At 68.2% G+C, this 24,545-nt stretch carries 21 protein-coding genes and 1 tRNA gene; 15 read left to right on the forward strand and 7 right to left on the reverse strand.

Annotated features, from left to right (window positions below; genetic code table 11):
- Positions 1–52: 52 nt before the first annotated feature.
- The 3 genes from D3261_RS11400 to D3261_RS11410 form a co-directional block, all read right to left on the reverse strand.
- A tRNA-Arg gene (locus D3261_RS11400) sits at positions 53–125 on the reverse strand.
- A gap of 51 nt (positions 126–176) precedes the next feature.
- Positions 177–758, reverse strand: a complete 582-nt coding sequence (locus D3261_RS11405; RefSeq protein ID WP_120072474.1) for a 2Fe-2S iron-sulfur cluster-binding protein — start codon at positions 756–758, stop codon at positions 177–179.
- Positions 759–821: 63 nt separating this feature from the next.
- Complete coding sequence (locus tag D3261_RS11410; RefSeq protein ID WP_120072476.1) at positions 822–3,431, reverse strand: valine--tRNA ligase; 2,610 nt, start codon at positions 3,429–3,431, stop codon at positions 822–824.
- 205 nt (positions 3,432–3,636) lie between these two features.
- On the opposite strand from D3261_RS11410, the gene D3261_RS11415 reads away from it, so the two are divergent.
- The 7 genes from D3261_RS11415 (at position 3,637) to D3261_RS11445 (ending at position 10,559) form a co-directional block, all read left to right on the forward strand.
- Positions 3,637–3,876, forward strand: a complete 240-nt coding sequence (locus D3261_RS11415) for a hypothetical protein (RefSeq protein ID WP_120072478.1) — start codon at positions 3,637–3,639, stop codon at positions 3,874–3,876.
- A gap of 83 nt (positions 3,877–3,959) precedes the next feature.
- Complete coding sequence (gnd, locus tag D3261_RS11420) at positions 3,960–4,859, forward strand: phosphogluconate dehydrogenase (NAD(+)-dependent, decarboxylating) (RefSeq protein ID WP_120072480.1); 900 nt, start codon at positions 3,960–3,962, stop codon at positions 4,857–4,859.
- A gap of 98 nt (positions 4,860–4,957) precedes the next feature.
- A complete protein-coding gene (locus D3261_RS11425) occupies positions 4,958–5,701 on the forward strand; it encodes an ABC transporter ATP-binding protein (protein WP_120072482.1) in 744 nt (247 codons plus the stop codon).
- Positions 5,701–6,942 carry an ABC transporter permease gene (locus D3261_RS11430; RefSeq protein WP_120072484.1) on the forward strand — a complete coding sequence of 414 codons (1,242 nt, stop codon included), beginning with the start codon at positions 5,701–5,703 and terminating at the stop codon, positions 6,940–6,942. Before D3261_RS11425 ends, D3261_RS11430 begins: the two co-directional genes overlap by 1 nt.
- A gap of 61 nt (positions 6,943–7,003) precedes the next feature.
- A complete protein-coding gene (gene fba / locus D3261_RS11435) occupies positions 7,004–8,014 on the forward strand; it encodes a class II fructose-bisphosphate aldolase (RefSeq protein WP_120072486.1) in 1,011 nt (336 codons plus the stop codon).
- The gene (locus D3261_RS11440; RefSeq protein WP_120072488.1) at positions 8,011–9,531 is read left to right on the forward strand and encodes an FGGY-family carbohydrate kinase; all 1,521 of its coding nucleotides are present in this window, start codon (positions 8,011–8,013) and stop codon (positions 9,529–9,531) included. Before fba ends, D3261_RS11440 begins: the two co-directional genes overlap by 4 nt.
- Positions 9,528–10,559, forward strand: a complete 1,032-nt coding sequence (locus tag D3261_RS11445; RefSeq protein WP_120072490.1) for a 2-hydroxyacid dehydrogenase — start codon at positions 9,528–9,530, stop codon at positions 10,557–10,559. Before D3261_RS11440 ends, D3261_RS11445 begins: the two co-directional genes overlap by 4 nt.
- 33 nt (positions 10,560–10,592) lie before the next feature.
- On the opposite strand, the gene D3261_RS11450 is transcribed toward D3261_RS11445, so the two are convergent.
- On the reverse strand, positions 10,593–11,489 hold the full coding sequence (locus D3261_RS11450; RefSeq protein WP_120072492.1) for an NAD(P)-dependent oxidoreductase: 897 nt from the start codon (positions 11,487–11,489) through the stop codon (positions 10,593–10,595).
- 236 nt (positions 11,490–11,725) lie between these two features.
- Between D3261_RS11450 and D3261_RS11455 the strand changes: the two genes are divergently transcribed.
- Positions 11,726–12,142 (forward strand): hypothetical protein, encoded by a 417-nt coding sequence (locus tag D3261_RS11455; RefSeq protein WP_147464970.1) that lies wholly within the window; start codon positions 11,726–11,728, stop codon positions 12,140–12,142.
- 685 nt (positions 12,143–12,827) lie between these two features.
- Here the strand turns inward: D3261_RS11455 and D3261_RS11465 are convergent.
- Positions 12,828–13,955, reverse strand: a complete 1,128-nt coding sequence (locus tag D3261_RS11465) for an FAD-binding oxidoreductase (RefSeq protein ID WP_120072496.1) — start codon at positions 13,953–13,955, stop codon at positions 12,828–12,830.
- A gap of 138 nt (positions 13,956–14,093) precedes the next feature.
- Here D3261_RS11465 and D3261_RS11470 point away from each other — a divergent pair, with 138 nt between their 5' ends.
- The 7 genes from D3261_RS11470 to moaA all read left to right on the forward strand — a co-directional run bounded on the left by D3261_RS11470 (position 14,094) and on the right by moaA (position 21,789).
- Entirely contained in the window at positions 14,094–15,626 is a 1,533-nt protein-coding gene (locus tag D3261_RS11470) for an NADH-ubiquinone oxidoreductase-F iron-sulfur binding region domain-containing protein (protein ID WP_120072498.1), read from the forward strand.
- 43 nt (positions 15,627–15,669) lie between these two features.
- A complete protein-coding gene (locus D3261_RS11475) occupies positions 15,670–16,599 on the forward strand; it encodes a 2Fe-2S iron-sulfur cluster-binding protein (protein ID WP_120072500.1) in 930 nt (309 codons plus the stop codon).
- Position 16,600: 1 nt separating this feature from the next.
- Positions 16,601–18,955 (forward strand): formate dehydrogenase subunit alpha, encoded by a 2,355-nt coding sequence (gene fdhF, locus D3261_RS11480; protein ID WP_120072502.1) that lies wholly within the window; start codon positions 16,601–16,603, stop codon positions 18,953–18,955.
- Between the two features lie 51 nt (positions 18,956–19,006).
- Entirely contained in the window at positions 19,007–19,336 is a 330-nt protein-coding gene (locus tag D3261_RS11485; RefSeq protein ID WP_120072504.1) for a hypothetical protein, read from the forward strand.
- Positions 19,337–19,394: 58 nt separating this feature from the next.
- Positions 19,395–19,673 (forward strand): hypothetical protein, encoded by a 279-nt coding sequence (locus tag D3261_RS11490; protein WP_120072505.1) that lies wholly within the window; start codon positions 19,395–19,397, stop codon positions 19,671–19,673.
- A gap of 84 nt (positions 19,674–19,757) precedes the next feature.
- Positions 19,758–20,681 carry a glycosyl hydrolase gene (locus tag D3261_RS11495; protein WP_120072507.1) on the forward strand — a complete coding sequence of 308 codons (924 nt, stop codon included), beginning with the start codon at positions 19,758–19,760 and terminating at the stop codon, positions 20,679–20,681.
- Between the two features lie 97 nt (positions 20,682–20,778).
- Complete coding sequence (moaA, locus tag D3261_RS11500) at positions 20,779–21,789, forward strand: GTP 3',8-cyclase MoaA (protein ID WP_120072509.1); 1,011 nt, start codon at positions 20,779–20,781, stop codon at positions 21,787–21,789.
- Here the strand turns inward: moaA and D3261_RS11505 are convergent.
- Positions 21,779–22,420 carry a molybdenum cofactor guanylyltransferase gene (locus tag D3261_RS11505; RefSeq protein WP_120072511.1) on the reverse strand — a complete coding sequence of 214 codons (642 nt, stop codon included), beginning with the start codon at positions 22,418–22,420 and terminating at the stop codon, positions 21,779–21,781. The genes moaA and D3261_RS11505 overlap by 11 nt on opposite strands.
- 46 nt (positions 22,421–22,466) lie before the next feature.
- A complete protein-coding gene (locus D3261_RS11510) occupies positions 22,467–24,458 on the reverse strand; it encodes a molybdopterin oxidoreductase family protein (protein WP_120072513.1) in 1,992 nt (663 codons plus the stop codon).
- Positions 24,459–24,545 lie beyond the last annotated feature (87 nt).

Below are 24,545 nucleotides of genomic sequence, written 5' to 3' on the forward strand. Positions count from 1 at the left end.
TTTAAAAGAATCCGTACGCCGTCGGCCAAATGCGGACCGTTCGGGATCCGAACGGGCGCGACGGGATTTGAACCCGCGGCATCTTGGTCCGGAACCAAGGACTCTGTCCACTGAGCTACGCGCCCTCATCGAACCATACGGGGTCGCCGGTTTAGGCGTTGTGAAAGCCGCGCGCCTCAGGGCGTTTCGCGGGTTTCGAGCGTGAAGTCGGATTTCGGGTAGCTGACGCAGGTCAGCGCGTAGCCGTCCTCCAACTCCTCGGCTTCGAGCATCTGCTGGTTGTCGTGGATCAGGTAGTCCTCGGAGGGGCCGTCGGCGACGTGGCCGCCACACGAGAGACACTGACCCTGTCGGCAGGCGTAGGGCATGTCCCAACCCTGGTCTTCGCCGGCTTCGAGGAGGGTCTGGTTCTCGGGCACGTCGATGGTTTCGCCCTCCTTGGCGTACTCGACCGAGAACACCTCGGCCTCGTCGTCCGGGATCTCGCCGGGGCTTGACGGGGTTTCGCTCGTCTCGCCCTCGGCGAGTTCGCCCTCGGCCTCGCCGCCGCCGACCGCGCCGGCCGGGGCCGCCCCGCCGCCGATCGAGCGGTTCATCGGTTCGGGGAAGTCGGTCTCGGGGACGCTCGCCGCCCGCCGTTCGAGCACCGACTGGGAGATGTCGTCGGGGATCGGCCGGTCGGTGCCCGAGGAGAAGTGCAAGACCACCATCACGCCAACCAGCAGGAGTCCGATCGCGACACCGAGTACCTCGACCATGGCCGCGCTACGAAAGCACGGTATAATTAGCTGTTGTTTGTCCCGGTCGATCGTCGTGGTGGCCTACGGAAAGACCAGCACCGTCGCGCCCTCGACGTCGAGCACCTCGACGGTCTCGCCCGCCGCCCGGCGCTCCTCGACCACCTCGACCATCTCGGGGTCGAGCACCACCACGTCACCACCCGCGTCGAGTTCGATCTCGCCGTGCTCGCGTTTCTGACGGGCGATCTCGTCGGGGTCGGCGGCTTCGAGCGCGCCCACGACCGCGCCCGCTTGGTCGCGAAACTCGGGACCGATCTCGCTGTGGTCGGGGTCGACGGCCACGGGAGTCAGTTCGACGTCGGGGTCGCCCGCGAGCACCTCGACCGGCGCGTTCACCGTCGCGGCGAGGTCGCCGGTCTCGAAGTCGGCCTCGTCGTCGGGGTAGACCTCGACGCGTTCGAGGTCGGCGTTGAGCGCCATCCCGGAGTCGGACTTCCAGGCCCGGACCGCGCTCGCGACCGCCGCGATCCGCTCGCCGCGCGCCTCCGCCGCCTCGTCGCCGTCGTCGAGGTCGGGCCACACCGCGGCGTGGACGCTTCCCGTAGTGTTCGGGAGGTGACGATAGGTCTCCTCGGCGAGGAACGGCGAGAACGGCGCGAGCATCCGGATCGAAGCCGACAGGGTGGTCGAAAGCGTCTCGCGGGCGGCCGCCCCTTCCTCGGGAGTGCCCTCGTAGAGCCGGCCCTTGATCAGCTCGACGTAGTCGTCGGCGAGGTCGTGCCAGACGAATTCTCTGAGCGTGCGGAGCGCCCGGTCGAAGCGGTAGTCGTCCATGTCGGCCGCGACGTCGTCGGCGACCCGCGCGCACTTCGAGCGGATCCAGCGGTCGGCGTCGGTGTAGGCCGGCTCCGCTCCGTCGGACTCGTCGAGGTGCTGGCTCGCGAAGCGGGTGATGTTCCAGAGTTTGGTCAGGAAGCGCGACGCGCTCGTGACCTCCTTGGGCTGGAACTGAATGTCCGACCCGGGCTGGCCGCCGAGCGCGAGTGCCTGACGGAAGGCGTCGGCCGAGTGGTCCTCAACGACCGCGTCCGGACTGACGGAGTTGTCCCGGGATTTACTCATCTTGTTGCCGTCGGCTCCCAGCACCATCCCGTTGACCAGCGCTTCCTCCCACGGTTTCTCGCCTTCGAGCGCCGCGGTCCGGAGGATGGTGTAGAAGGCCCACGTCCGGATGATGTCGTGGCCCTGCTCGCGGAGCTGCACGGGCGTGAAGTCGGCCTCGGGCCAGCCAGTGATGTAGAGCGGCGAGATGGACGAGTCCATCCAGGTGTCCATCACGTCGGTCTCGCCGGTCCACGCCGCCGCCCCGCAGTCGGGACACGCCGTGTCGGGGCCCTCGCTCGTCGGTTCGACCGGGAGCGCGTCGGGGTCGGCGACGTGCCAGTGGCCGCACTCCTCGCACGACCACGCCGGGATCGGCGTGGCGAAGACGCGCTGGCGACTGATAACCCAGTCCCAGTTCATCCCCTCGGTCCACTCCTCCAGCCGGCCGTACATGTGCTCGGGGATCCACTCGACCTCCTGGGCCTTCTCGATGATCTCGTCCTGGTCGACCCGGACGAACCACTGCTCCTTCGAGAGGATCTCGATCGGGGTGTCACACCGCCAGCACGCCCCCACCGACTGCTCGACCGGCTCCTCGTCCACCAGATAACCTTCCTTCTGGAGCGCGGTGACGATCCGCTCCTTCGCCACATCGAGCTCGAGTCCGCCGAACTCCTCGACGCTCTCGTCGAGGCGGCCGTCCTCCGTGACGACAGGACGAAGATCGAGGTCGTAGGTCGCCCACCAGTCGACGTCCTGCTTGTCGCCGAAGGTCGAGATCATCACCGCGCCGGTCCCGAAGTCGCCGTCGACCTCCTCGTCGGACACGAGTTCGACCTCCTGGCCGAAGATCGGGATCTCGAACTTCTCGCCCACGCGGTCGGCGTAGCGCTCGTCGTCCGGGCTGACCGCCACCCCGACGACGGCCGGGAGGAGTTCGGGTCGGGTGGTCGCGATCTCGATCCCGTCGCCCTCGACGCCGGGGAAGCGCACCGTCGAGAGGGTCCCCTCCGAGTCGATCGCCTCGACCTCGGCGTCGGCGATCGCGGTCTCGCACCGCGGACACCAGTTCACCGGGTGTTCGTCGCGGTGGACGTAACCATCGTCGTGCATCTCCACAAACGAACGCTGGGTCGTCCCCCAGTACTCCGGGTCCATCGTCCGGAACTCCTGGTCCCAGTCCTGGGAGAAACCGAGCTCCCCCATCATCTCCTTCATGCCCGCGATCTGGTCCTCCGTGTGCTCGATACACAGCTCGCGGAACTCCTCGCGCGGGACCTCCGTCCGATGGATGTCGTTGTTCTCCTCGACTTTCACCTCGGTCGGCAGTCCGTGGCAGTCCCAACCCTGCGGGAACGAGACGTTCTCGCCGAGCATCCGGTGATACCGGGCGGCGAAATCCATGTAGCTCCACCCGAGCGCGTGGCCGATGTGGAGGTCGCCCGTCGGGTAGGGCGGCGGGGTGTCGATGACGTACTCGGTGTCGGAACTCCCCGCTTCGTGACGATACAGGTCGGAATCGGCCCACGCCTCGCGCCACTTGGCTTCGAGGGCGGCCGGGTCGTAGGTCTCAGATAGCTCTGTCATTGGTGGGTTTGGATGGTCGCGGCCCGATAATCGTACCGAAAACTCGCGCGGCGGTCAGCGACGTACTACCGACGGGGTCACGCTCATACCGATAGGTGGGTTCGTTTGGCGTATAAGCGTTCGCGTTGGACGGGTCGGACTTCGGATGTCGGCACTGTGTGTACGTGATCATCAACCATTACTGTCTGCGGCCCCAGTCGATCCCATGAGTACCCTGTTTCGCCTCCTCGTTGCGGCGTTCGTCTGTATCGCCCCGACCGCGCTGTTCCTCGGGCTCTGGCACGGCCTCCAGCGGATGCAGAACGGCGAGCTCATCGAACGCGTCGCCGCCAATCAGGGCGTGACCGTCGAGGACCTCGTCCCCGGGGCCAACCCCTACACGACACGCGAGGTCGATCCGACCGACCAATACGTGGTCCCGCCGGACCACGACCGACGGCCGTAGCGGCCGATCTGGGGAACGATTCGAGGACGGAGCCCCGCCGCGGGGATCACAATTCCTACCTTCACCCCCGGTGAGAGGCGACTATGCAACTCGGCGTTATCGGACTCGGGCGGATGGGACGGATCGTCGCCGACCGCGCGCTCGACGCGGGTCACGAGGTCGTCGCCTTCGACGTGGACGCGGAGGCCGTGGCGGCCGTCGCCGACGCGGGGGCCGACCCCGCCGACTCGCTCGCGGATCTCGTCGAGCAGTTGGGCGAGGAGAAGCGGATCTGGTTGATGGTGCCCGCGGGCGACGCCATCGACGCCGCGCTCGCGGACCTCGAACCCCACCTCGACGACGAGGACGTCGTGGTCGACGGCGGCAACTCCCACTTCGAGGACTCGACGCGCCGCGCGGAATCGACGCCCGCGGCCTATCTCGACTGTGGAACCTCGGGCGGACCCGCGAGCGCGGAGGCCGGCTTTTCGCTCATGGTCGGCGGGCCGGAGTGGGCCTACGACGAACTCACGCCCGTCTTCGATGCGGTGGCGACCGGGCCCGCGGGCCACGCGCGGATGGGGCCCGCCGGGTCGGGTCACTACGTCAAGATGGTCCACAACGGCGTCGAGTACGCGCTGATGGAAGCCTACGGAGAGGGGTTCGAACTCCTCGCGGACGGGCGCTACGACCTCGACCTCGAATCGGTCGCACGGACCTGGAACAACGGCGCGGTCATCCGGTCGTGGCTCCTTGAACTCTGCGAGGAGGCGTTCGCGGAGGAAGGGTCGGATCTGGGAAACGTCGCCGACCGCGTCGAGGGCGGCTCGACGGGCACCTGGACCGTCCAGGAGGCCCTGAGTCAAGAAATCCCGGTGCCGCTGATCTACACCGCGCTCGCCGAACGGTTCGGCTCGCGCGCCGCGAACGGCCGGTTCGCACGTCGCCTCGCGAACCGACTCCGGTACGGGTTCGGTCGCCACGAGGTCGCTCGAAGCGAGTAGGCGAGCGAGAGCGATGGGAGCCGAACGGCTCGTCGCACCCACCGGCCGTCGAGGTGGGTGATACCAACGTTCATGCCCTCTCCGGTCTCGGTTCCAGTGTGAGCAGGACTGCCGCCACGACCCCATCGAACGGGCCGGTCGTGCGCCTCACGGACGTCCGGAAGACCTACGACCTCGGCGGGACCGTCGAGGCGCTCGCCGGCGTCTCGCTCTCGCTGGCCGACGGGTCGTACACCGCGGTGATGGGGCCGAGCGGGTCGGGCAAGAGCACGCTGTTGAACCTCGTAGGGGCGCTCGACACGCCGACCGAGGGCACCGTGGAAGTCGCCGGCAACGACCTCGGGGCCGCCACCGACGACGAGCGCGCCGCGATCCGCGGCACCGAGATCGGCTTCGTCTTCCAGACCTTCAACCTCCTCCCCCGTTCCGACGCCGTCGAGAACGTCGCCCTCCCGCTGGTGTTCGCCGGCTGGTCGCGCGAGTGCCGCCACGACCGCGCGACCGACCTCCTCGACCGAGTCGGCCTCGGCGACCGCCTCCACCACCGCCCGACGCAGCTCTCGGGTGGCCAGCGCCAGCGGGTCGCGATCGCCCGTGCGCTCGCGCCCGACCCCGCCGTCGTGCTCGCCGACGAACCGACCGGCAACGTCGACACCGAGACCGGCGCGGGGGTCATGAACCTCCTCGCGGCGGCGAACGACCGCGGGACGACGATCCTGCTCGTGACGCACGCGCGGGAGATCGCCGAGCACGCCGACCGGATTGTCACCGTTCGTGACGGCCGCCGGGAGTCGACCGAGGAGCTGGGAGACCACACCGCGACCGGGGCGCGGGACGCCTGATGGAGGTCGGCGAGACGCTCCGGATGGCGTCGCGGTCGGTGCGGTCGCACAAGCTCCGGTCGGCGCTCACGGTCATCGGCGTCGTGATCGGCATCGCGTCGGTGGTGACGTTCGCGACGTTCGGCGCGAGCGTGAAGGCCGACATCGTGAGCGACGTGGGTTCGTCGAGCGCCAGCGATATCTACGCCCTCCCGACGGCGGCGGACGACGACGGCGGCTTCGGTGGCGGTGTCGGCCAGCCGGTCTTCACCGCCCACGACGTCGAGCAGTTGCAGGCGATCGAGGGGGCTCGTGCGGCGATCCCGCGGGGCAACGTCCCGGTCTCCGAGCTCCGGTTCGGGAACGACTCGGTCTCACAGAGCCAGATCCTCGCCACCACGCCGGAGGCGTTCCCGGCGGATTCGGTGGTCGCGGGGCGAGCGTTCCGCTCGGGGGCACAGGAGGTCGTGGTGAACCGCGCCGCGACCGAGACATTCGATCGGAACGTCTCGGTTGGCGATAGCCTCACGATAACGCTGGCGAACGGGACGCGGAGCCGGGTCGCGGTCGTCGGGGTCGTCAACCGCACCGTCGGGGAGCTGCCGTTCACCTCGTTCGCGGGCGGCGCGCAGTTCTACGTGCCGGTCGAGCCCTTCTACCAGCAGACCGTCGAGAGCCCCGCCACGGGCACGACTCAGCGTGCGTATCCGCAGGTCACGGTGGTCGCGGACCCCGCACGGATCGATGGGGTTCGAGAGCGGGTTCGGACCTACCTCCGCGGCCCCTCCGATGCCGCCGAACTCGTCCCCGAGTCGGTCGAGCCGAGCGCCGAGACCAGCGGTGACTTCGTCGACCGGGTGGAGTCGATCATCGACCGCGTCACGCGGTTCGTCACCGGGATCGGGGTGATCGCGCTGGTGGTCGCCGCCGTCGGGATCGCCAACATCATGCTAGTGAGCGTGGCCGAACGGACCCGCGAGATCGGGATCATGAAGGCCGTCGGCGCGCGCAACCGCGACGTGATGGCGCTGTTCCTCACCGAGGCCACGCTACTCGGCGTCGTCGGGGCCATCGTGGGGCTCCCGCTCGGCGTGACCGTGGCCTACGGCGCGACGCTCTACGCCGAGGTGGCGTTCACCCCGGCCTACGACTGGTTCGCCATCGCGGTCGCCGTCGGGATCCTGGTTGGGGTCCTCGCCGGGCTCTACCCCGCGTGGCGCGCCGCCCGTATCGACCCCATCGACGCGCTCAGGTACGAGTGAGGGGCGTTCGATCGCTCGCTGAAACGAGCCCCCTATGTGCGACGGGTGACGATCCCTCCGCATGTCTCCGTCATCCGACTCGACCGTCGACCTCCGGGATCTCTACGAACGGGCGCGGGCAGGTCGGTACGGCTTCTTCGCGAGCAACGTCACCCACTTCGACGTCCTCGTCGGTCTGCTGGACGGAAGCGCCACCGCGGACGCCGATTTAGTCATACAAGCGAGCCGCGAGGAGGCGGCCTTCTTCGGTGGCGGTGACCCCGCGGTCGGGCTGGAGGTCCTCGACACGACCCTCGATTCGCTCGCCGAGCGGTACGGTATCGAGGCGTTCTGCAACGTCGACCACGTCCATCTCCCCGAGGAGACGGAGTTCCTCGAAACTTGCCTCGACTCGGACGTCCCCGATTCGGTGATGGTCGACGCCTCCGACCGGCCGTTCGAGGAGAACGTCGAGCGCACCGCCGAGACCGTCGAGCGGGCCGACGACGACCTGCTCGTCGAGGCCGAACTCGGTCGCATCGCGGGTGTCGAGGGGAGCACCGAGACGGCCGCCGACGAGGCGTTCTACACCGACCCCGAAACCGCCGTCGAGTTCGTCGAACGCACGGGCTGTGACCTGCTCGCGGTCTCGATCGGCACCCAGCACGGCGTCGCGTCCGACCGGGACCTCGACGTGCGACCGGACCTCGCCATGGCGATCGACGAGGCCCTCGTCGAGGCAGGGGAAGAGACCTTCCTCGTCGTGCACGGGGCCTCCGGCCTCGCGGACGAGCGGATCGAGGCGCTGCTCAATGCCGGGGTCTGCAAGTTCAACAAGAACACTCGCTACCAGTACGAGTTCGCCCGGACCGCCGCGGACTTTTACCACGACCACGCGGACGCCATCCGCCCGCCCGAGGGCGTCGCCGACGACCGCTCGAACTTCTTCGCCGGGAGCGACTGGTCACCGGAGAAGACGTTCTTTCACCCGCACGTCGTCTCGAACGCCGCCCGCGACCGCGTCGCGACGGTCATGAGCGACCTCTGTGAGGTGACGGGCAACGCCGGGGAGACGATGGCCTCGGGACGATGACCGGGGACGATCCCGTCCTGATCGGGATCGACGCCGGGCTGACCAACGTCACGGTGACGGCGTTCGACGGGACGGGCGACGACCTCGCGATCGCCTCCGAACCGACGCCGACGGTCGAGACGCCGCCCGACCGGGACGAGCAGGACCACGACCGGCTCTGGGAGACCGTCCGCGAGACGGTCGCAGCGGTGCTCGACGCGCCCGCGGTCACGCCGGCGGCGGTCGCCGGGGTCGGCGTCGCCGGTCACGGCCACGGCCTCTACGGGCTCGATAGCGACGGGGACCCCATCTGTGGGGTCAAATCGACCGACAGCCGGGCGATCGGTGTCATCGACGAACAGCGCTCGGACGTGGCCGACGCGGTCGCCGACCGCCTCGGCTGGCAGCCGTTCGGTGCCGACCCGTTGAGCCTGCTCGTCTGGCTCGCCGAGCACGACCCGACGACCTACGACCGGCTCGATACGGTACTCTTCATGAAGGACGTGCTCACCCACCGGCTTACCGGCGAGCGGTCGACGGACCCCACGGAGGGGAGCGTCTTCTACGGTCCCGAGGGGGAGTACGACCGGGAGGTCCTCGAGCTGCTCGACGTCTCGGAAGCCTTCGAGACGCTGCCACCGGTGAAACCGAGCACCGACGCCTGCGGCACGGTGACGAGCGAGGCCGCGGCCCGAACCGGACTTCCCGAGGGAACACCGGTCGCCACGGGGTTACACGACGTCGCGGCGTGTGCGCTCGGGGCCGGGCTTACCGAGCCCGGCGACGGCCTCGCGATCCTCGGCACCTGGGGCCAGAGCGTCGCGGTGCTCGACTCGCCGGCGGACGGCACCGGCGGCCTTCCTCGACGGTATCTCGACGGCTGGATCCGGTACAAGGGGCTCAGGGCCGGCGCGGCCTGTGTCGAGTGGTTCACCGAGACCTACGGGGCCGACTGGCACCGGGAGGCGCGCGAACGGGACGTCGACCCACACACGGTCTACGAGGAGACGATCGCCGATGTCGACCCCGGTTCGAACGGCGTCGTCTTCCACCCCTTCCTCAACGGCTCGACGGACGACCCGACCGGCACGGGCGGGTTCTTCGGGCTCCGGATGGACCACACCGACGCGCAGATGCTCCGGTCGATCTACGAGGGCGTCGCGGTCGCACAGACGAATGCGCTCTCCGAGCTCGCACCGGAACTCGAATCGATCCGGCTCACGGGCGGTGGCGCACGAAGCGACGAGTGGGCGCGGATGTTCGCCGACATCGCCGGCCGGCGGGTCACGGTGCCCGCCGAGCGCGAGACCGGGGCACTCGGGGCGGCACTGTGCGGTGGCGTCGCCGCCGGCGTCTACCCGGACGTCGAGCGGGCGGTCGAGCGAACCGTCGAGCCGGCCCGCCGGTACGAACCGAACCCGGACGTCGAGGCGACCTATCGGACGCTGGCGACGGCGTTCTCGCAGGCGGTCGACGGGATGCGCGCGCCGTGGGAAACGCTCAAGTCGCTTAGGGAGATGTCCCAACACGAAGAATGAACGTGTTGCTCTGCGGTGACCCACAACAGCCGAGCGAGTACATGTACGAAGCGCTCGGCCATCTCGAGGACCGAGGTCTGACGTTCGAGCGGATGGACTGGATGGGCGAGGCCTCCCCCGGTGAGTTCCGGAACGTGACGATGGACATGGAGTCGCTCGGCCCCGGGAGCTACGACACCGACGCCATCGCCGAGCGGCTCGACGGCATCGACGCCCTCGTCGTCCACAAGGCACCCGTCTCCCGCGAACTCATCGAGAGCGGCGACTCGCTCTCGATCGTCGGGGCCGCCCGCGGCGGGACGGAGAACGTCGATATCGACGCGGCCCACGAGCACGATATCACCGTCCTGCACGCGCCCGGCCGGAACCGCGACGCCGTCGCCGACTATGCGGTCTCGATGCTGCTCTCGCGGGTGCGCGAGATCCCGTTCAACCACGCCGACCTCTCAACCGGCGAGTGGAGCCAGGTGTTCGACCCCGACCAGCTCCCACCGGACATGCGAACCGCGACGGTCGGGATCGTCGGCTTCGGCCACATCGGCCGCGGCGTCGCCCGACGACTGGCGGGATTCGAGACCGAGTGTCTGGTCTACGACCCGTTCGTCGCCGACGAGGAGATCCGAGACGCGGGTTCCGAGCCAGCCGACCTGCCCGACCTGCTCGCCGAAGCCGACGCCGTGACCCTCCACGTCCGGCTCTCCAAGGACACCGCCGAGATGATCGGCGAGGAACAGTTCGCGCAGATGAACGACGAGGCGTACCTGGTCAACACCGCGCGGGGCGGGTTGGTCGACGAGGAGGCGCTCGTCGACGCGCTCGCGGCGGACGAGATCGGCGGCGCGGCGCTCGACGTCTTCCAGGACGAGCCGCTGCCGGACGACCACCCGCTGCTCGACTTCGAGAACGTCGTGCTGACGCCGCACGTCGCCGGCTCGACCCGCGATGCGGTGCTCGGCGGGCCGCGGATCATCGCGACACAGCTCGAAGCACACCTCGACGACGAGACGCCCGAGCACGTTGTGCAGTGAACTGACCGGCCCGCGACGACGCAACGACGTTTCTCAGTCGACTCTGGCCTCGTCGCCCGCGAGATCCTCGATTATCTGCATGACTCCCGAATTGTCGTCGCGACCGCGGCCGGTGGTCTCCATCGCCTTGTAGAGTTCGTGGGCCACCGAGGTCTGGGGCATCGGCGAACCGAACGCCTCGCCGGCGTCGGTGGCGATCCGGAGGTCCTTGTACTGGTACGAGGCGAAGAAGCCGGGGTCGAATTCGCCATGAATCATGTTGGGCGCACGGTTGTCGAGCGTCCAGCAGCCCGCCGCGGCCCCCGAGATGGCCTCGACGACGGCTTCGAGGTCCGCGCCCGCCTGGTGGGCGAACACCAGCGCCTCGCTGACCCCGACCATCTGGGCGGCGACCACGATCTGGTTGCAGGCCTTCGTGGTCTGACCCGCGCCGTTCGGTCCGCAGTGAGTCACGGTACTGCCCATCACCTCGAAGAGCTCCCGACAGTCCTCGAAGACCGACTCGTCCCCGCCGACCATGATCGAGAGCGTGCCCTCGATCGCGCCCTCCTCGCCACCCGAGATCGGCGCGTCGAGCATCGCCGCACTCTCCGCTCGGATCTCCTCGGCGAGCTCCTCGGTCACCGTCGGCGAGATGGTCGACATGTCCACGACGACCATCCCGTCTTCCAGCCCGTTGAGCACGCCCTCCTCCCCGCGAACGATCTCCTCGACGACCGGCGAGTCGGGGAGACAGGTGATCACGACGTCCGCGCGCTCGGTGACCTCCTCGAGTGAGTCCGCGCCCTCGCCGCCGTAGGCTTCGAGCTCCGCGACGGGTTCGTCGGAGCGGTTGTACCCCACGACGTCGTAGCCCGCGTCGACGAGGTTCTTCGCCATCGGTCCGCCCATGATGCCGAGGCCGACGAAGCCGACCGTTTCGGTTGACATAGCTCGAGAATCTCGCGCCGGGGTCAAAACGATGCCGGCGGGCGGGTCAGAACCTATCGACGGTGAACGGTTCGAGCGCATCGGGAACGTCGGGGGCCGTAACGCAGGCATCTTCAACAGATACAGGAACTGAAGCTGAGATAGTGGTCAATAATCTATCTCCTTAGTCGACTACACAGATAGATGGCGATCAGCTCTGCGGTATGTTTAATCTCATCCGATTCGTAATAAATGCCATGAGCCAGTCCGTGAGAGGCCAGTACACCATGAGCAGAGCCTTACTAATCGGGGTTGGTGTTGGCGTCAGCGTGCTGTTCCTCTATTCGCTTGGCGGAGTAGTCGTTGCACGCTGGGATGTGGCAAATGTACCCATACCTCCAACACTTGATGCCACCAATACATATTTGCTTTTGTCGGCGTATGCGGTCGTCGTATTCGCCATACCGATTACCTCCTATCTTCGGCTCGGCGTTGTCAGCCCCGTTATCGCTCTTGCAGTCGTTCTCATTGGGTGGTCAGGCTTCGGTCTGGCAGTAAATGTTCTGCTCACAACAGGTGTATTCAGTTTGGGATACTACGCCATCGGTCTAACGCCACTCTATCTTGCTGTCTATGTAATTTTAGGCGGACTAGAATACTACGTGCAAGCATGATTGCCCTTATTTACTGAGAGGAGGATCTTATCCGACTATTGCCATCTCGCTTTCCCCGGTCGCGCACCTCCTGAATACTCTCCCTTCGGTCCGTTCCTTCGAAGGCTCCAAACCCCGCAAAGAGGTCTCGGTCCTCGGTCAGTAGTCGCTCAAGTACGTCGTTGAACGATTCCCCTCACGACGTCGGTTCTCCAGTTCGGTTTTCACGACCGAGCTGACCCTGATCTGTTCGTCAGCAGTGCTCATATTGCGTTGCCATTCGTATCGACGCGACTTGTGCCATCGGCTGAGAGGAACGCTCCCATCCGGACCGACTTCGTACGGACTACAACGGGTCGGTGATACTCTCCGTGTGAGCGCCCAGAGCCGCTGGCTACGACGAACGACGAGGGCCGATTCCGGCGTTTCGATTTCGCCTCGCGAATGCCGCCATCGTCCCGGGAACATGTCAGGACAACCAGGGCGGATCCGAGCAGTAGCCATCCCAGTCGGTGCGAACACACGAACGTACTGCTGAGTGACGAGCGCACCGCAGTTATCACAGTTCGGCATACTCAGCGGTGGCTTGTTCGACTTGCCTGACGGTATCGGGTTCGAGTAGGATAGCGACTCTCGTTCGGGTATCACGTCGTGTGTTGCGGCGTGTTGAGTGGGGTGTACGGGTGGAAGACCCGGATCGGACCGGTCAGAACCGGTCGACTCCGAACGGTTCGAGCGCGTCGGACTCGTCGCCGCGAACCGCGTCCGCGACGAGCTTTCCCGAGTACGGCCCGAGCTGGAGGCCCGAAGGGCCGTGACCCGTCGCGACGAACGCGCCTTCGATCCCCGGTACCGCGCCGAGCGCCGGGAGGCCATCGGCCGAAACCGGGCGGAGGCCGACCCGCACCTCCTGGACGGACGCCTCGGCGAGTCCCGGCGCGACCCGCGTTGCCTCGTCGAGCACCTCCCGAAGCCCCGCAACGGTGGTGTGGGGCGCGAACCCGGTGCCGGTTTCGCGGGTCGCGCCGACCGCGACCCGGCCGTCGTCCCACGAGACGAGGTAGTGGCCGCGAAACGGGCTGACGATCGGCCAGTCGGTCGTGTCCGCGTCGACGTCGAGGTGGACGATCTGGCCACGCTGGGGTTCGATCGGGATCGAGATTCCGAGCTGGTCGCCGAACGCCGCCGACCACGCGCCGCCGGCGACGACGACCCGCCCCGTCTCGATCCGGTCGCCGTCCACGACGACCGCCTCGATCGAATCGTTCTCGACTACGAGCCGCTCCGCGCTCGCATCCCTCGTTTCGAGCCCGTGCGTCTCGCCCGCCCGCCGGAGCGCGCCCTCGAACGTCCGCCCGTCGACCCGCGCGGCGTCGTCGTACCGAAACGCCCGCCGGACGTCGGCCAGCGGGGGAAACGCCGCGCGGGCGTCTTCGGTCGAGAGCTCGGCGATCGAACCCCCTGCTGGTGGACCGGCCGCCGCCTCGCGCCGGCGGACCTCGGTGAGGGTCTCGTCGAATTCCTCGATTTCCTCGTCGTCGACCGCGACCCGGAGGAGGTCGCGTTTCGCGTAGCCGCGCGGGCCGTCTTGGTCGGTTTCGAGCGCCGCCACGAGGTCGTCGTAGTAGGCCACCGCCTCTGCGGCGAACCCGAACCACGGTTCGCCGCGCGAACTCGTCGCCGCCGAGAGGATGCCCGCGCCGGCGTCGGTCGCCCGACCCTCGTCTCGACGGTCGACGAGCAACGTTTCGACCCCGTTCCGGGCGAGATGGTACGCCGTCGCGGAGCCGACGATGCCGCCGCCGACCACCACCGCTTCGTAACGCTCGTGCATATCCCCGGGGCGCGTGGTCGCGGACTCAACGTATCGATCCCGGCGGCTGCTGCCGGTTTTCGGCCGGCCGAGCGGTTCCGATTTCGCGGCCCGAGGTTCGCAGGCGATACATCTATACGCGGCGAGGGACTCCGTACCATGATGGTTGATGATGGTGTCCGCGGGCGGGATCCCGCCGTTCGCGTCGCCGGGGCGGGGAACGACTCGCGGAGCGACGAACTCCTCGCCGTCGGGCGCGACCCCGAGACGACCGTCGCGGTAGCGGACGTCGGGTCGACCGGGATCGCCGGTCTCGAACCGCTCGTGTTGGCGACGCTCGATGGCGAAACTGCCTTCTTCTCCGGGATGGATACAGACGGCGTTCGAGCGCTCGTCGAGTCGCTCGACGAGGGAACGCTGCCGACCGACGACGCGATGGCGGTCGTCGAACACGACCCCGAAACGGCGTCACTCCCGCTCCCCGACGACGGACCGCTCGCGGTCGGGCGACGGGCCGTGCTCTCCGGGACCGGATGGACGGACCCGACGAGCGCCGACGACTACCGTGACGGGAAGCTCCTCGCGTCGGAAATGACCGACGACGCGATGGAACGGCTCCGCGAGACGGGACTGCGTGGGCGTGGCCGCGGCGACGTCGCCACCGATACGCCGGTGGTCGAGGAGTGGGAAACCGTCGCCGAAACCGACGGCGACGCAGTGGTGGTCGTGAACGCCAACGAGGCCGACCCCGACGCCGAGGCCGATCGTCTGTTACTCGAAAGCGCGCCCTTCTCGGTGCTCGACCCGGCGTTCGCCGCCGCCCGCGCGGTGGACGCCACCGATCTCGTGGTCTACGTCAACGAACGCGAGCACTTGGCCCGCGAGCGGGCGAAGACGGCGGCGGAAACCCTCGACGGAACCGTCGACGGGCTCTCGACCCGGATCGTCGCCGGCCCGGACGAGTACAAAGCCGGCGAACCCACGGTGGTCCTCGAAGCCATCGAGGGCAACCACCGGCTCGAAGCCCGGCGCACCCCGCCCGGCCCCAGTGAGTACGGTGTCGACGGCCGCCCCACGCTGGTCCACACGCCGCGGACGTTCGCCCAAGTCGGGCGCGCCCTCGCTGGCGAGGACCTCGGCGGCGTGGCTTCTGACCCCGGAACCCGACTGGTCACCGTCACGGGCGACGTCGCGTCCCCGGCGACGGTCGAGCTCTCGACGGACGACGGCCTCGATTCGGCGCTGTCGGCGGTCGAGGCGGGTGGCCGAAGTATGGCCTGCGTCGGCGGCGTCTTCGGCGGGCTGACGCGCACGCTCGACGTCCCCGCGAACGCGTCCGGGCTGACCGGCGCACAGCTCGGCACCAACGGCGTGGTCGAACTCCTCGACGAGTCGACCTGCCCGGTGGCGTTCGCGGGCGAACGCGCGACGTTCGCGAAGGAGGAAAACTGCGGCCGGTGCGTCCCCGGTCGCGAGGGCTCGAAACAGCTGGTGAACCTCCTCCGGGACGTCTACGACGGCGAGTACAAGGAGGGGATGCTCCGCGAACTCGCGCGGGTGATGCGCGAGACCAGCACCTGTGAGTTCGGGCGCGACGCACCCCGCCCCGTGACGACCGCGATGGACGGCTTCGGTGCAGAGTTCGCCGCCCACGCCCAGGGCCGCTGTCCGACCGGGGCCTGTGACCGATGACGACCGACGAGCCGTTCGACACGACCGACGACGAGGACCTATCATGAGTACGGACCCGATCTGGGAGAAATCCCACACGACCGGCCCCGACGTACCGTTCACCGAGGACATCGCCCCGGGAACCGCGAACGACCCCGCGGCGGGCGCGACCGAGGCGGCCACGGTGACCGTCGACGGCGAGCCCGTCACGGTCGAGGAAGGGGAGACCCTGCTCGACGCCTGCGAACGCGTCGAGACCGAGGGCGAAGTGCTCGCGCTCTGTTCGTACGATCTCGAAGCGGAGATCGGCCCGCGGAGCGAGTGCCGAACCTGTATGGTCGAGACCGAGGAGCACGGCGTCGTGCCCTCGTGTAGCTTCCCGCCGGAGGAGGGGATGAGCGTCACCACCGACACCGCCGCGGCGAGCGAGGCGCGGGACGTCAACCTCGACCTCCTCCTCTCGAACCACAACCTGCTCTGTACGACCTGTGGACAGAACGGCCGGTGCGATCTCCAGGACGTCTCGATCCAGAACGAGGTCGAGGACCCGAGATACGGCGTGATGCACGATCGGAGCCAGCTCGAACCGCTCGACGATTCGTCCCCCTTCATCCAGATCGACCGCAACAAGTGTATCCTCTGTAACCGCTGTGTCGAGGCCTGTAACGACGTCCAGGTCGAGGGCGTGCTCCGGATGGAGGGCTCGGCCGAGGACACCAGGATAGGATTCCAGAACGGTGCGGAGACGATGATGGAGTCGACCTGCGTCTCCTGCGGGCACTGCGCGACGGTCTGCCCGACGGGCGCGCTGGTCGAACAGGGGCTCGTGGACTCCACGACGCTGCCCGTCCCCGGCTTCACCCACAAGAACTCCGCCGAGGAGATAATCGGCGAGGAGTACGAGCACCAGCCGGGCCAGATGACCCCGATGAAGCGCCAGGAGGAGACCGAGAACGAGCCGGCGGCCACCTTCGAATCCGTGGGGGACGACTGAGATGAGCCAGGACACACCCGACACCGAGAACGAGGGCGTCGCGGGCTTCATGGCCCGCGCGAAGGCACAGGCGGGCGAACAGGCCAAGGAGACCGCGAACGACAAGGTAGTGCGGCCGTTCGAGCACGCGGTCTCGGGCTTCATGGGGAACGCGGTCTCGGAGGGCCGGCTGTTCTCGATCGCGGACGCGGTTGCCGACTACCAAGAGAACGACATCGACGTCACCGACACGACCTGTGAGTACTGCGCGGTCGGCTGTCGGTTCGACGTCCTCACGAAGGACGGCGAGTTCCTCGGGACCAGACCCCGCCCGGAGAAGGCACCGATCAACGGGATCTCGACCTGTGTCAAAGGGAAATTCGCCCACGGCTACACCCACAGCGACGACCGGCTGACCCAGCCGCTCGTGAAGGAGGACGGCGAGTTCCGGGAGGCCTCGTGGGACGAGGCGCTGACGCGGGTCGCCGAGGGACTCGGCGGCATCAAGGAGGAGTACGGCCCCGACGCGCTGGGCTTCGTGGCCTCCTCGAAGGCCACCAACGAGGACAACTACGCGATGCAGCGGTTCGCGCGCGAGGTCATCGGCACCAACAACATCGACAACTGCAACCGGCTCTGTCACTCCTCGACCGTCTCGGGGCTCTCCTCGACGTTCGGCTTCGGCGCGGCCTCCGTCGGGATGGAGGCGCTCGAAGAGACCGATTGCTACCTTCTCACTGGGTCGAACACCACCGAGGCCCACCCGGTGCTCGCGACGCGGATCAAGCAGAACGTCATGCACAACGACGCGGACCTCCTCGTGTTCGACCCGCGGAAGACCCAGATCGCGGAGTACGCCGACCAGTATTCCCAGATCAAGGCGGGCTACGACAACACCTGGCTCAACGGGCTCGTCAGGTACATCCTGAAGAACGACCTCGAAGACCGAGAGTTCATCGAGGAGCGGACCTCGGGGATCGAGCAGGTCGAGGAGAGCGTCGAGAAGTTCACGCCGGAGTTCGTCGAGGAGCACGCCGGGGTCCCGCCCGAGGAGATCGCGAGCGCGGCCGAGACCATCACGGAGGCCGACTCCTGTGTGTTCGGCTGGACGCTCGGGATGACCGAGCACGCCAAGGGCACCGAGAACATCTACGCCATCGCGAACCTCGCGCTGGTGACGGGTCACATCGGGAACCCGAAATCCGGTGTCTCACCGTTCCGTGGCCAGAACAACGTCCAGGGCGGCGGCGGTGACATGGGGCCGCTCCCCAACAACTTCCCGGGCTACCAGCCGGTGACGAACGAGGAGAACCGGGAGAAGTTCGCCGAGGCCTACGGCATGGACGTCGAGGAGATGCCCGACAAGGAGGGCTATCGGCTCACGGATATGTTCCTCGCGGCCGCCGACGGCGACATCCGGGGGATGTTCATCCAGGGCGAGAACTCGCTGGTCTCGGAGCCGAACATCGCCCACGCCCGCGAGGTCCTCACCGAGGACGTCGACTTCCTCGCGGTCCAGGACATCTTCCTGACCGAGACCGCCGAGCTCGCCGACGTGGTCCTGCCGGCGACCGCCTCGCTCGAGTCCAACGGCACGTACACCGCCTCGACGCGTCACGTCCAGTTGGTGAAACGGGCGGTCGACCCCATCGGCAACGCCAAACCCGACTGGCGAATCACGAAGGCGCTCGCGGCGAAGTTCGGTTACGAGTGGGAGTACGAGCACCCGAGCGACATCATGGACGAGATCAGTGAGGTGGTTCCGATCTACGGTGGCATCAGCCACGAGCGCCTCGAAGCCCTCGAAGACGGCGACGGGCTCCAGTGGCCCGTCTGGGACATGGACCATCCCGGCACCCCCTACACCTACGAGGAGGAGTTCCAGACCAACGACGGCCTGGCGCACATGCATCCCGCCGATACCGTCGATCCGTCGGAGACGCCCGACGACGACTACCCGCTGGTGATGACCTCGGGACGGGTCCTCTATCAGTACCACACCGGGACGATGACGTTCCGCGACGAGGGGATCATGTCCTACTCCGACAAGAGCTTCGTCGAGGTCCACCCCGAGACCGCCGAAGAGTACGGGATCGCGGACGAGGAGGTCGTCGAACTCACCTCCCGGCACGGCAAGACGGAGATGCTGGTGCAGATCACGACCCGCCCGAACCCCGGCGAGGTGTTCGTCCCGATGCACTACCTCGAAGGCGGCGCGAACAACCTCACGAAGGAGGACCCGCTCGACGGTGCGGCACGCACACCCGAGTACAAGATCACCGACGTCCAGATCACGGGGACCGAGAAGGAGGCCGACGACCTCCAGGGGAGCGTGCCGCGTGGCGAGGCGGGACGACCCGCGAGCTCGGACGACTGACGGCGCGGGCGGTGCCAACAGTTATTCTTCGCCGTCCCGAACGAAACGACCATGGGAACGGTCACCGAGGACGACGTCGGCAAGCCAATCCTCACGGCGAACGGGCGGAACATCGGCACGCTCGGCGGGGTCGACGGCCCTACGATGTACATCGACGTCGACGACGACATCGACCCCGGACTCCTGAGCGACATGAAGATCGCCGAGATCACGGGTATCAAGGTCGAGGGCGAGACTCTCGCGGGCGCGCCGCTGGCGTCGGTCGCCGACGTCACCGACGAGGAGATCCGGTTCTGGCCGTCCTACGCCGCCGAGTCCGAACACGAGTCGGTCTCCTACGAGGACATCCCCGAGGAAGAGAGCCACACCGAGGACTTCTGAACGCACGGACCCGCCGGCGCGGTCAACACCTAAGTGCTCGTGCACGAAACGTGACCCAATGAGTTGGACCGTGAAAGCGAAGCGGCTGGTCGGCCTCGACCCGACGCCGACCGGCATCGGCAGCCACCAGCGAACCGTCCACGAGTGTACGGTCTGTGGAACCGAGTTCGACGTCGAGGGGTCGACCTGTCCGAACTGCGGGAGTCACCTCCTGCGCGAGAAAACGACGACCCCCCGAGCGGGATTCAACCTCGCGTTCGCGGTCGTCACGGCCGGCCTCGCGGTGGCGTACAACGTCCTGACGGGTAACTACCCGAAGGAAGGGCCGGGGGCCTAGCCGGACCGTCGGAACGCGCGAACGACGGCGACGACGGAACGACCCCGCGGAGGGGTTTTGTCGTCTCACGACCTACCGGAGGCCATGTCGCTTCTGATCGGCACGCGGGACGGCGTCTTCCGGTCGGGCGAGTCGCTCGACGACGCGGAGCGCGTGGTCGATGCGGGGAACACGCTTCGAGTGCGGACGTTCGAGGGGAGCGCGTACGCCGCGACCACGAGCGGGCTCTACCGCTCGACCGACGGTGGGGCGGAGTGGGAGCGGCTCGACGTCCCACGCGAGGAGATCTACTCGGTCGTCACGAGCCCCGACGGCGAGCGCCTCTACGCGGGGACGCATCCCGCCCACCTCTACGTCTCGATGGATAGTGGTGAAACCTGGAACGAGTGCGAGGGCTTCCAGGAGCTTCCGTCGCGCGACGAGTGGCACACCCCGCGCCACCGAAACGAGGCGCACGTCCGGGGTCTCGGAACCCATTCCGACGCGCCCGAGAGAGTGGTCGCGGGTGTCGAGGTCGGCGGGGTCCACGTCAGTGACGACCGCGGCGAGACGTGGACCGAACGGCGCGAGGGGGTCCACAACGACGTCCACCACGTCCTCGTGCTCGGCGACGAGGAGTACGTCGCCTCGACCGGCGGCGGGCTCTACCGGACCCGCGACGCCGGCCGGTCGTGGACCAGGATCGACGAAGCCGTCGACCACAGCTACTTCCGGGAGACGTTCGCGTTCGAGGGGACCCTCTACGTCGCCGCGGCGCGCGACCCGCCGCCGACGTGGGGCGGGGAGAACGGGGCCGACGCGGCGCTGTTCGAATCGCGGGACGGCGGCGACACGCTCGATTCGGTGTCGTATCCCGGCGATCCCGAGGAGTTCGTGCTCGCGTGGACGGCGTGGGACGGTCGGGTGGTCGCCGGAACCACCGAAGGCCGGGTGCTGGCTCGCGAGCCCGACGGCTGGACGACGGTCGGACACGTCCCGTCCGGGGTCCGCTCGCTCGCGGTCGTCTGAGGGACCACGGGAGTGAGAGCTTCGGAGCGTTCGGGGGACGGGTCGAACACGCGTGGTCAGCGCGCAGGTTTAACCGTCCGCGGGCCGAAGCCAACCCATGCTCGTCGATGGGTTCGGACGGGAGGTCTCGGGGGTCCGGATCTCGCTGACCGACCGCTGCAACTTCGACTGCGTCTACTGCCACAACGAGGGGCTCGGCGACACCCGCGGGCCGATGGACCCCGCCGAGAACGAGATGGGGACGGACGACGTGGTGCGGTTTCTGGAGGTCGCCCGCGAGTTCGGCGTCGAGAAGGCGAAGTTCACCGGGGGCGAACCGATGCTCCGCGACGACCTGGAGGAGATCGTTCGGCGCACGCCCGAGGGGATGGAGACCTCGCTCACCACCAACGGGACCTTCCTCCCGGGCCGGGCCGAGACGCTCCGCGCGGCCGGACTGGACCGAGTCAACGTCTCCCAGGACGCCCTCGACAGGGAGGACTTCGCCGCGATCACCGAATCGGGTGCCTACGACCGAGTCATCGAAGGGGTCGAGGCCGCGCTCGATGCGGGGCTCGACCCGGTGAAGCTCAACATGGTGGTCTTCGAGGGCACAGTAGAGTACGTCCCGGAGATGGTCGACCACGTCGCGACGAACCCCGGCCTTCGGCTCCAGCTCATCGAGTACATGCCCGAGATCGCCGGTCATCCCGAGTGGGCGATCGATATCCAACGGATCCACGACTGGCTCGCCGAGCGAGCGAGTCGGATCGAACACCGCGAGATGCACGACCGGCGGCGCTACTGGATGACCGGTGAGGACGAAGCCCACGGTGCCCCCGACGACACCTCGGGGGGGATGGTCGAGATCGTCGACCCCGTCGGCAACGAGACGTTCTGTGCGAACTGCCACCGGGTGCGGGTCACCCACGAGGGCTACCTCAAGGGCTGTCTGAACCGCAACGACGACCTCAAGTCGATGGGCGAGATGAACCGGGACGAGATCCGCGAAGCCTTCCGCGAGGTCGTCGACAGTCGAGTTCCCTACTACGGCGAGTACATGGTCCGGGACGGCGACGGCGGCTGGACGGTCAACGAGAAGTACCTCGAAGAGCCGGTCAGCGCGTAGCGCCGTCGCCCGACTCGGCCCCGGATCCGTTCTCGAACGTGGCCGCGACGCGCCGCAGCCCCTCCCGTGTGTTGACGTTGGTGAACGTCCCCCCAGCACCGCGTTCGCGGGCAGTCGACGCCTCGACGACGACCTGGTCGAGTGCCGAGAGCGCCGATACCAGCCGCCGGTCGCCGTTCGCGAGCGCCCGCGTGGCGGCCTCGACCATCGCGGCCCGCCGGTAGACCGCGTGCGTGGGTTGCAGCCGTCCCTTCCACCGAGGCACCGCGGCGTCGTGACCCGCCGCGCGGTCGAACAGGAACGAGACGAATCCGGGGTCGACCAGCGGCATGTCGGCGGCGACGACCGCGGCGTACGTCGCATCGATCGTGGTCAGTCCCGTCCGGATCCCGGCGAGCGGTCCCTCGTCGGGGGTCGGATCCACCGCGAACTCGACGGTCGTCCCCGGGAGCGCGCGCTCGATCCCGTCGACCTGCGCGGCCCGACAGTTCACCACGAGCTCGTCGACGACGCCGTCGAGCCGCGTCGCGACTCGGCGGACCATCGGCACGCCGGCGACGTCGGCCAGGACCTTGTCGGTCTCGCCGAAGCGCGTCGAGAAGCCGCCGGCGAGGATGACTCCGGCACGCATCGTGGATGGGTAGGTGGCCGTGAGGATGAGGGTTCCGCCCTCCGGCTCAGTCGTTCAGCGGCCGGTCGGCGGCGGTCGTGGCGGGGCGGAGTTCGACGTGCGTCTGCCCCTCCCCGACCAGCGGGTCGGCGGCGCGGGCGTGGAGGTAGACACACCCCTCACGGACGCTCTCGGTACGTCGAACGGTCGTCTCGATGGCACCGTTCGCGTTCTCGACGACCGCCCGGTCGCCGTCCGCGAGCCCGTTTTCGTCCGCATCGGTGGGGTGGATCGCGAGCGTATCGTCGTGGCCGTCGCCGTCGCGCCCCATCGTGGTGTTGGTGGTGTCGCCGCTCCGGCCGCCAGTGAGGAGGACGAGTCCGTCGTCGGTCGCCTCGTCCGCGGTCGCGGCGGTCGGGACGAACGGGGCGCGCTGCTCGCTGTTCAGGAACCGCTCGCGGTGGAGCACTGCCGTCCCCTCGTCCGCACCCTCGTCGAACGGCCAGCGCTGGCCCCCGGTCCCGATACCCTCGTAGCTCATACCGGCGTAGCGCGGATTCACGGTGGTCATTTCCTCGAACACGCGTTCGGGGTCGTCGTCGAACGCGACGTCGGTGAGCCGGTCGCCGAGCGCGCAGAGGACGGCGAGGTCGTCTCGCGCCTCGCCCGGCGGGGATTCGAGGGTCCGCATACGCTGGACCTGGCGGTCGAGGTTGGTGACGGTGCCCGACTTCTCCGACCACGCGCTCGCCGGCAGCACCACGTCGGCGTGGGCGGTGGTCTCGGTGTGGGTCACGTCCTGAACCAACAGAAAATCGAGCGATTCGAGCCCGCGCGCGACGCGTTCGGTCCCGAGCTTCGTCACCGCCGGGTTCTCGCCGAGCACGAACGCCCCGCGGATCCCGTCGCCGAAGCCGCGCACGAGGTCCTGTTCGTTCGATCCGGGTTCGGTCGGGGGCTCGACGCCCCACACGTCCGCGACCCGCTCCCGGACGTCGGGGTCGGTGACGGGCTGGCCGCCCGGCAATCGGTGGGGGAGCGCGCCGACGTCGGAGGCACCCTGCTCGTTGTTGAGCCCGCGGAAGACGTTCATCCCGGTCCCGCGCTCGCCGAGGTTCCCCGTGAGCAGGAGGAGGTTCAACAGCGCCTCGGCGGTGTCGGGGCCGTCCTCGATGCCGGTGCCGGTGACGACCGTCGCGCGGTCGGCGCGTCCGAACCGACGGGCGACGTCCCGAATCGTCGCGAGGTCGACGCCGGCTCGGTCGGCGATCGCCGCCGGGTCCTCGTCCGCGACCGACGCCGCGAACGCCTCGAATCCAGTCGTACGGTCGGCGACGAACCCCTCGTCGACCAGTCCCTCGTCGAGGATCGTTCTCGCGAGCAGCGATATCACCTGTGCGTCGGTTCCGGGGCGCGGCGCGAGATGGTGGTCGGCGAGCCGTGTGGTGGCGTTCGCGCGCGGGTCGACGTGGACGAGGGTCGCGCCGTCGTTGACCGCCGGCCGGACGAACGAGTCGAACGCCACCGGCTGCTGGTCGGCGGGGTTCGAGCCCACGACCAGAAACACGTCGGCCTCCCTGATGTCCGCGAGCGAGTTGGTCATTCCGCCCGCGCCGAGGCGGGCCTCCATCGCCGAGACGCTCGCGTCGTGACACAGCCGCGCCCGGTTGTCGACGTTGTTGGTTCCGAGGACGCGTGCGAGCTTCTGGAAGGTGTAGTTCTCCTCGTTGGTGCAGTGTGGTGCCCCGAGGAAGGCGAGCGCGTCGGGACCGTGCTGGTCGACGATCCCCTCGAACGCAATTTCGATCCGGTCGAGGGCGTCCGGCCATGTCGCGGGTTCGAGGTCGCCATCGCGCCGGACCAGGGGTTCGGTCAGCCGGTCGTCGGGGTCGAACACGTCGAACGCGCCGATGCCCTTCGGACAGAGTTCGCCCCGCCGGTTGACCGGCGCGCCGCTGATGCCGCGCGCGCGTCCGGCGTTCGCGTCGTATCGGAGCGAACAGCCGACCGAACACCGTGGACAGACGCTTTGAACGCCGTCCGCTGGTTCCTGACTCATGATGAAACGAACCCGACCGTGGGGTCGACTCGGTACCTCCTTCGGTCGAGAAACGCAAAAACCTGTTCGCGCCGGGCGGGCCGTGAC

It is taken from the genome of Halococcus sp. IIIV-5B, from assembly GCF_003602035.1.
Classification (GTDB): Archaea; Halobacteriota; Halobacteria; order Halobacteriales; family Halococcaceae; genus Halococcus; species Halococcus salsus.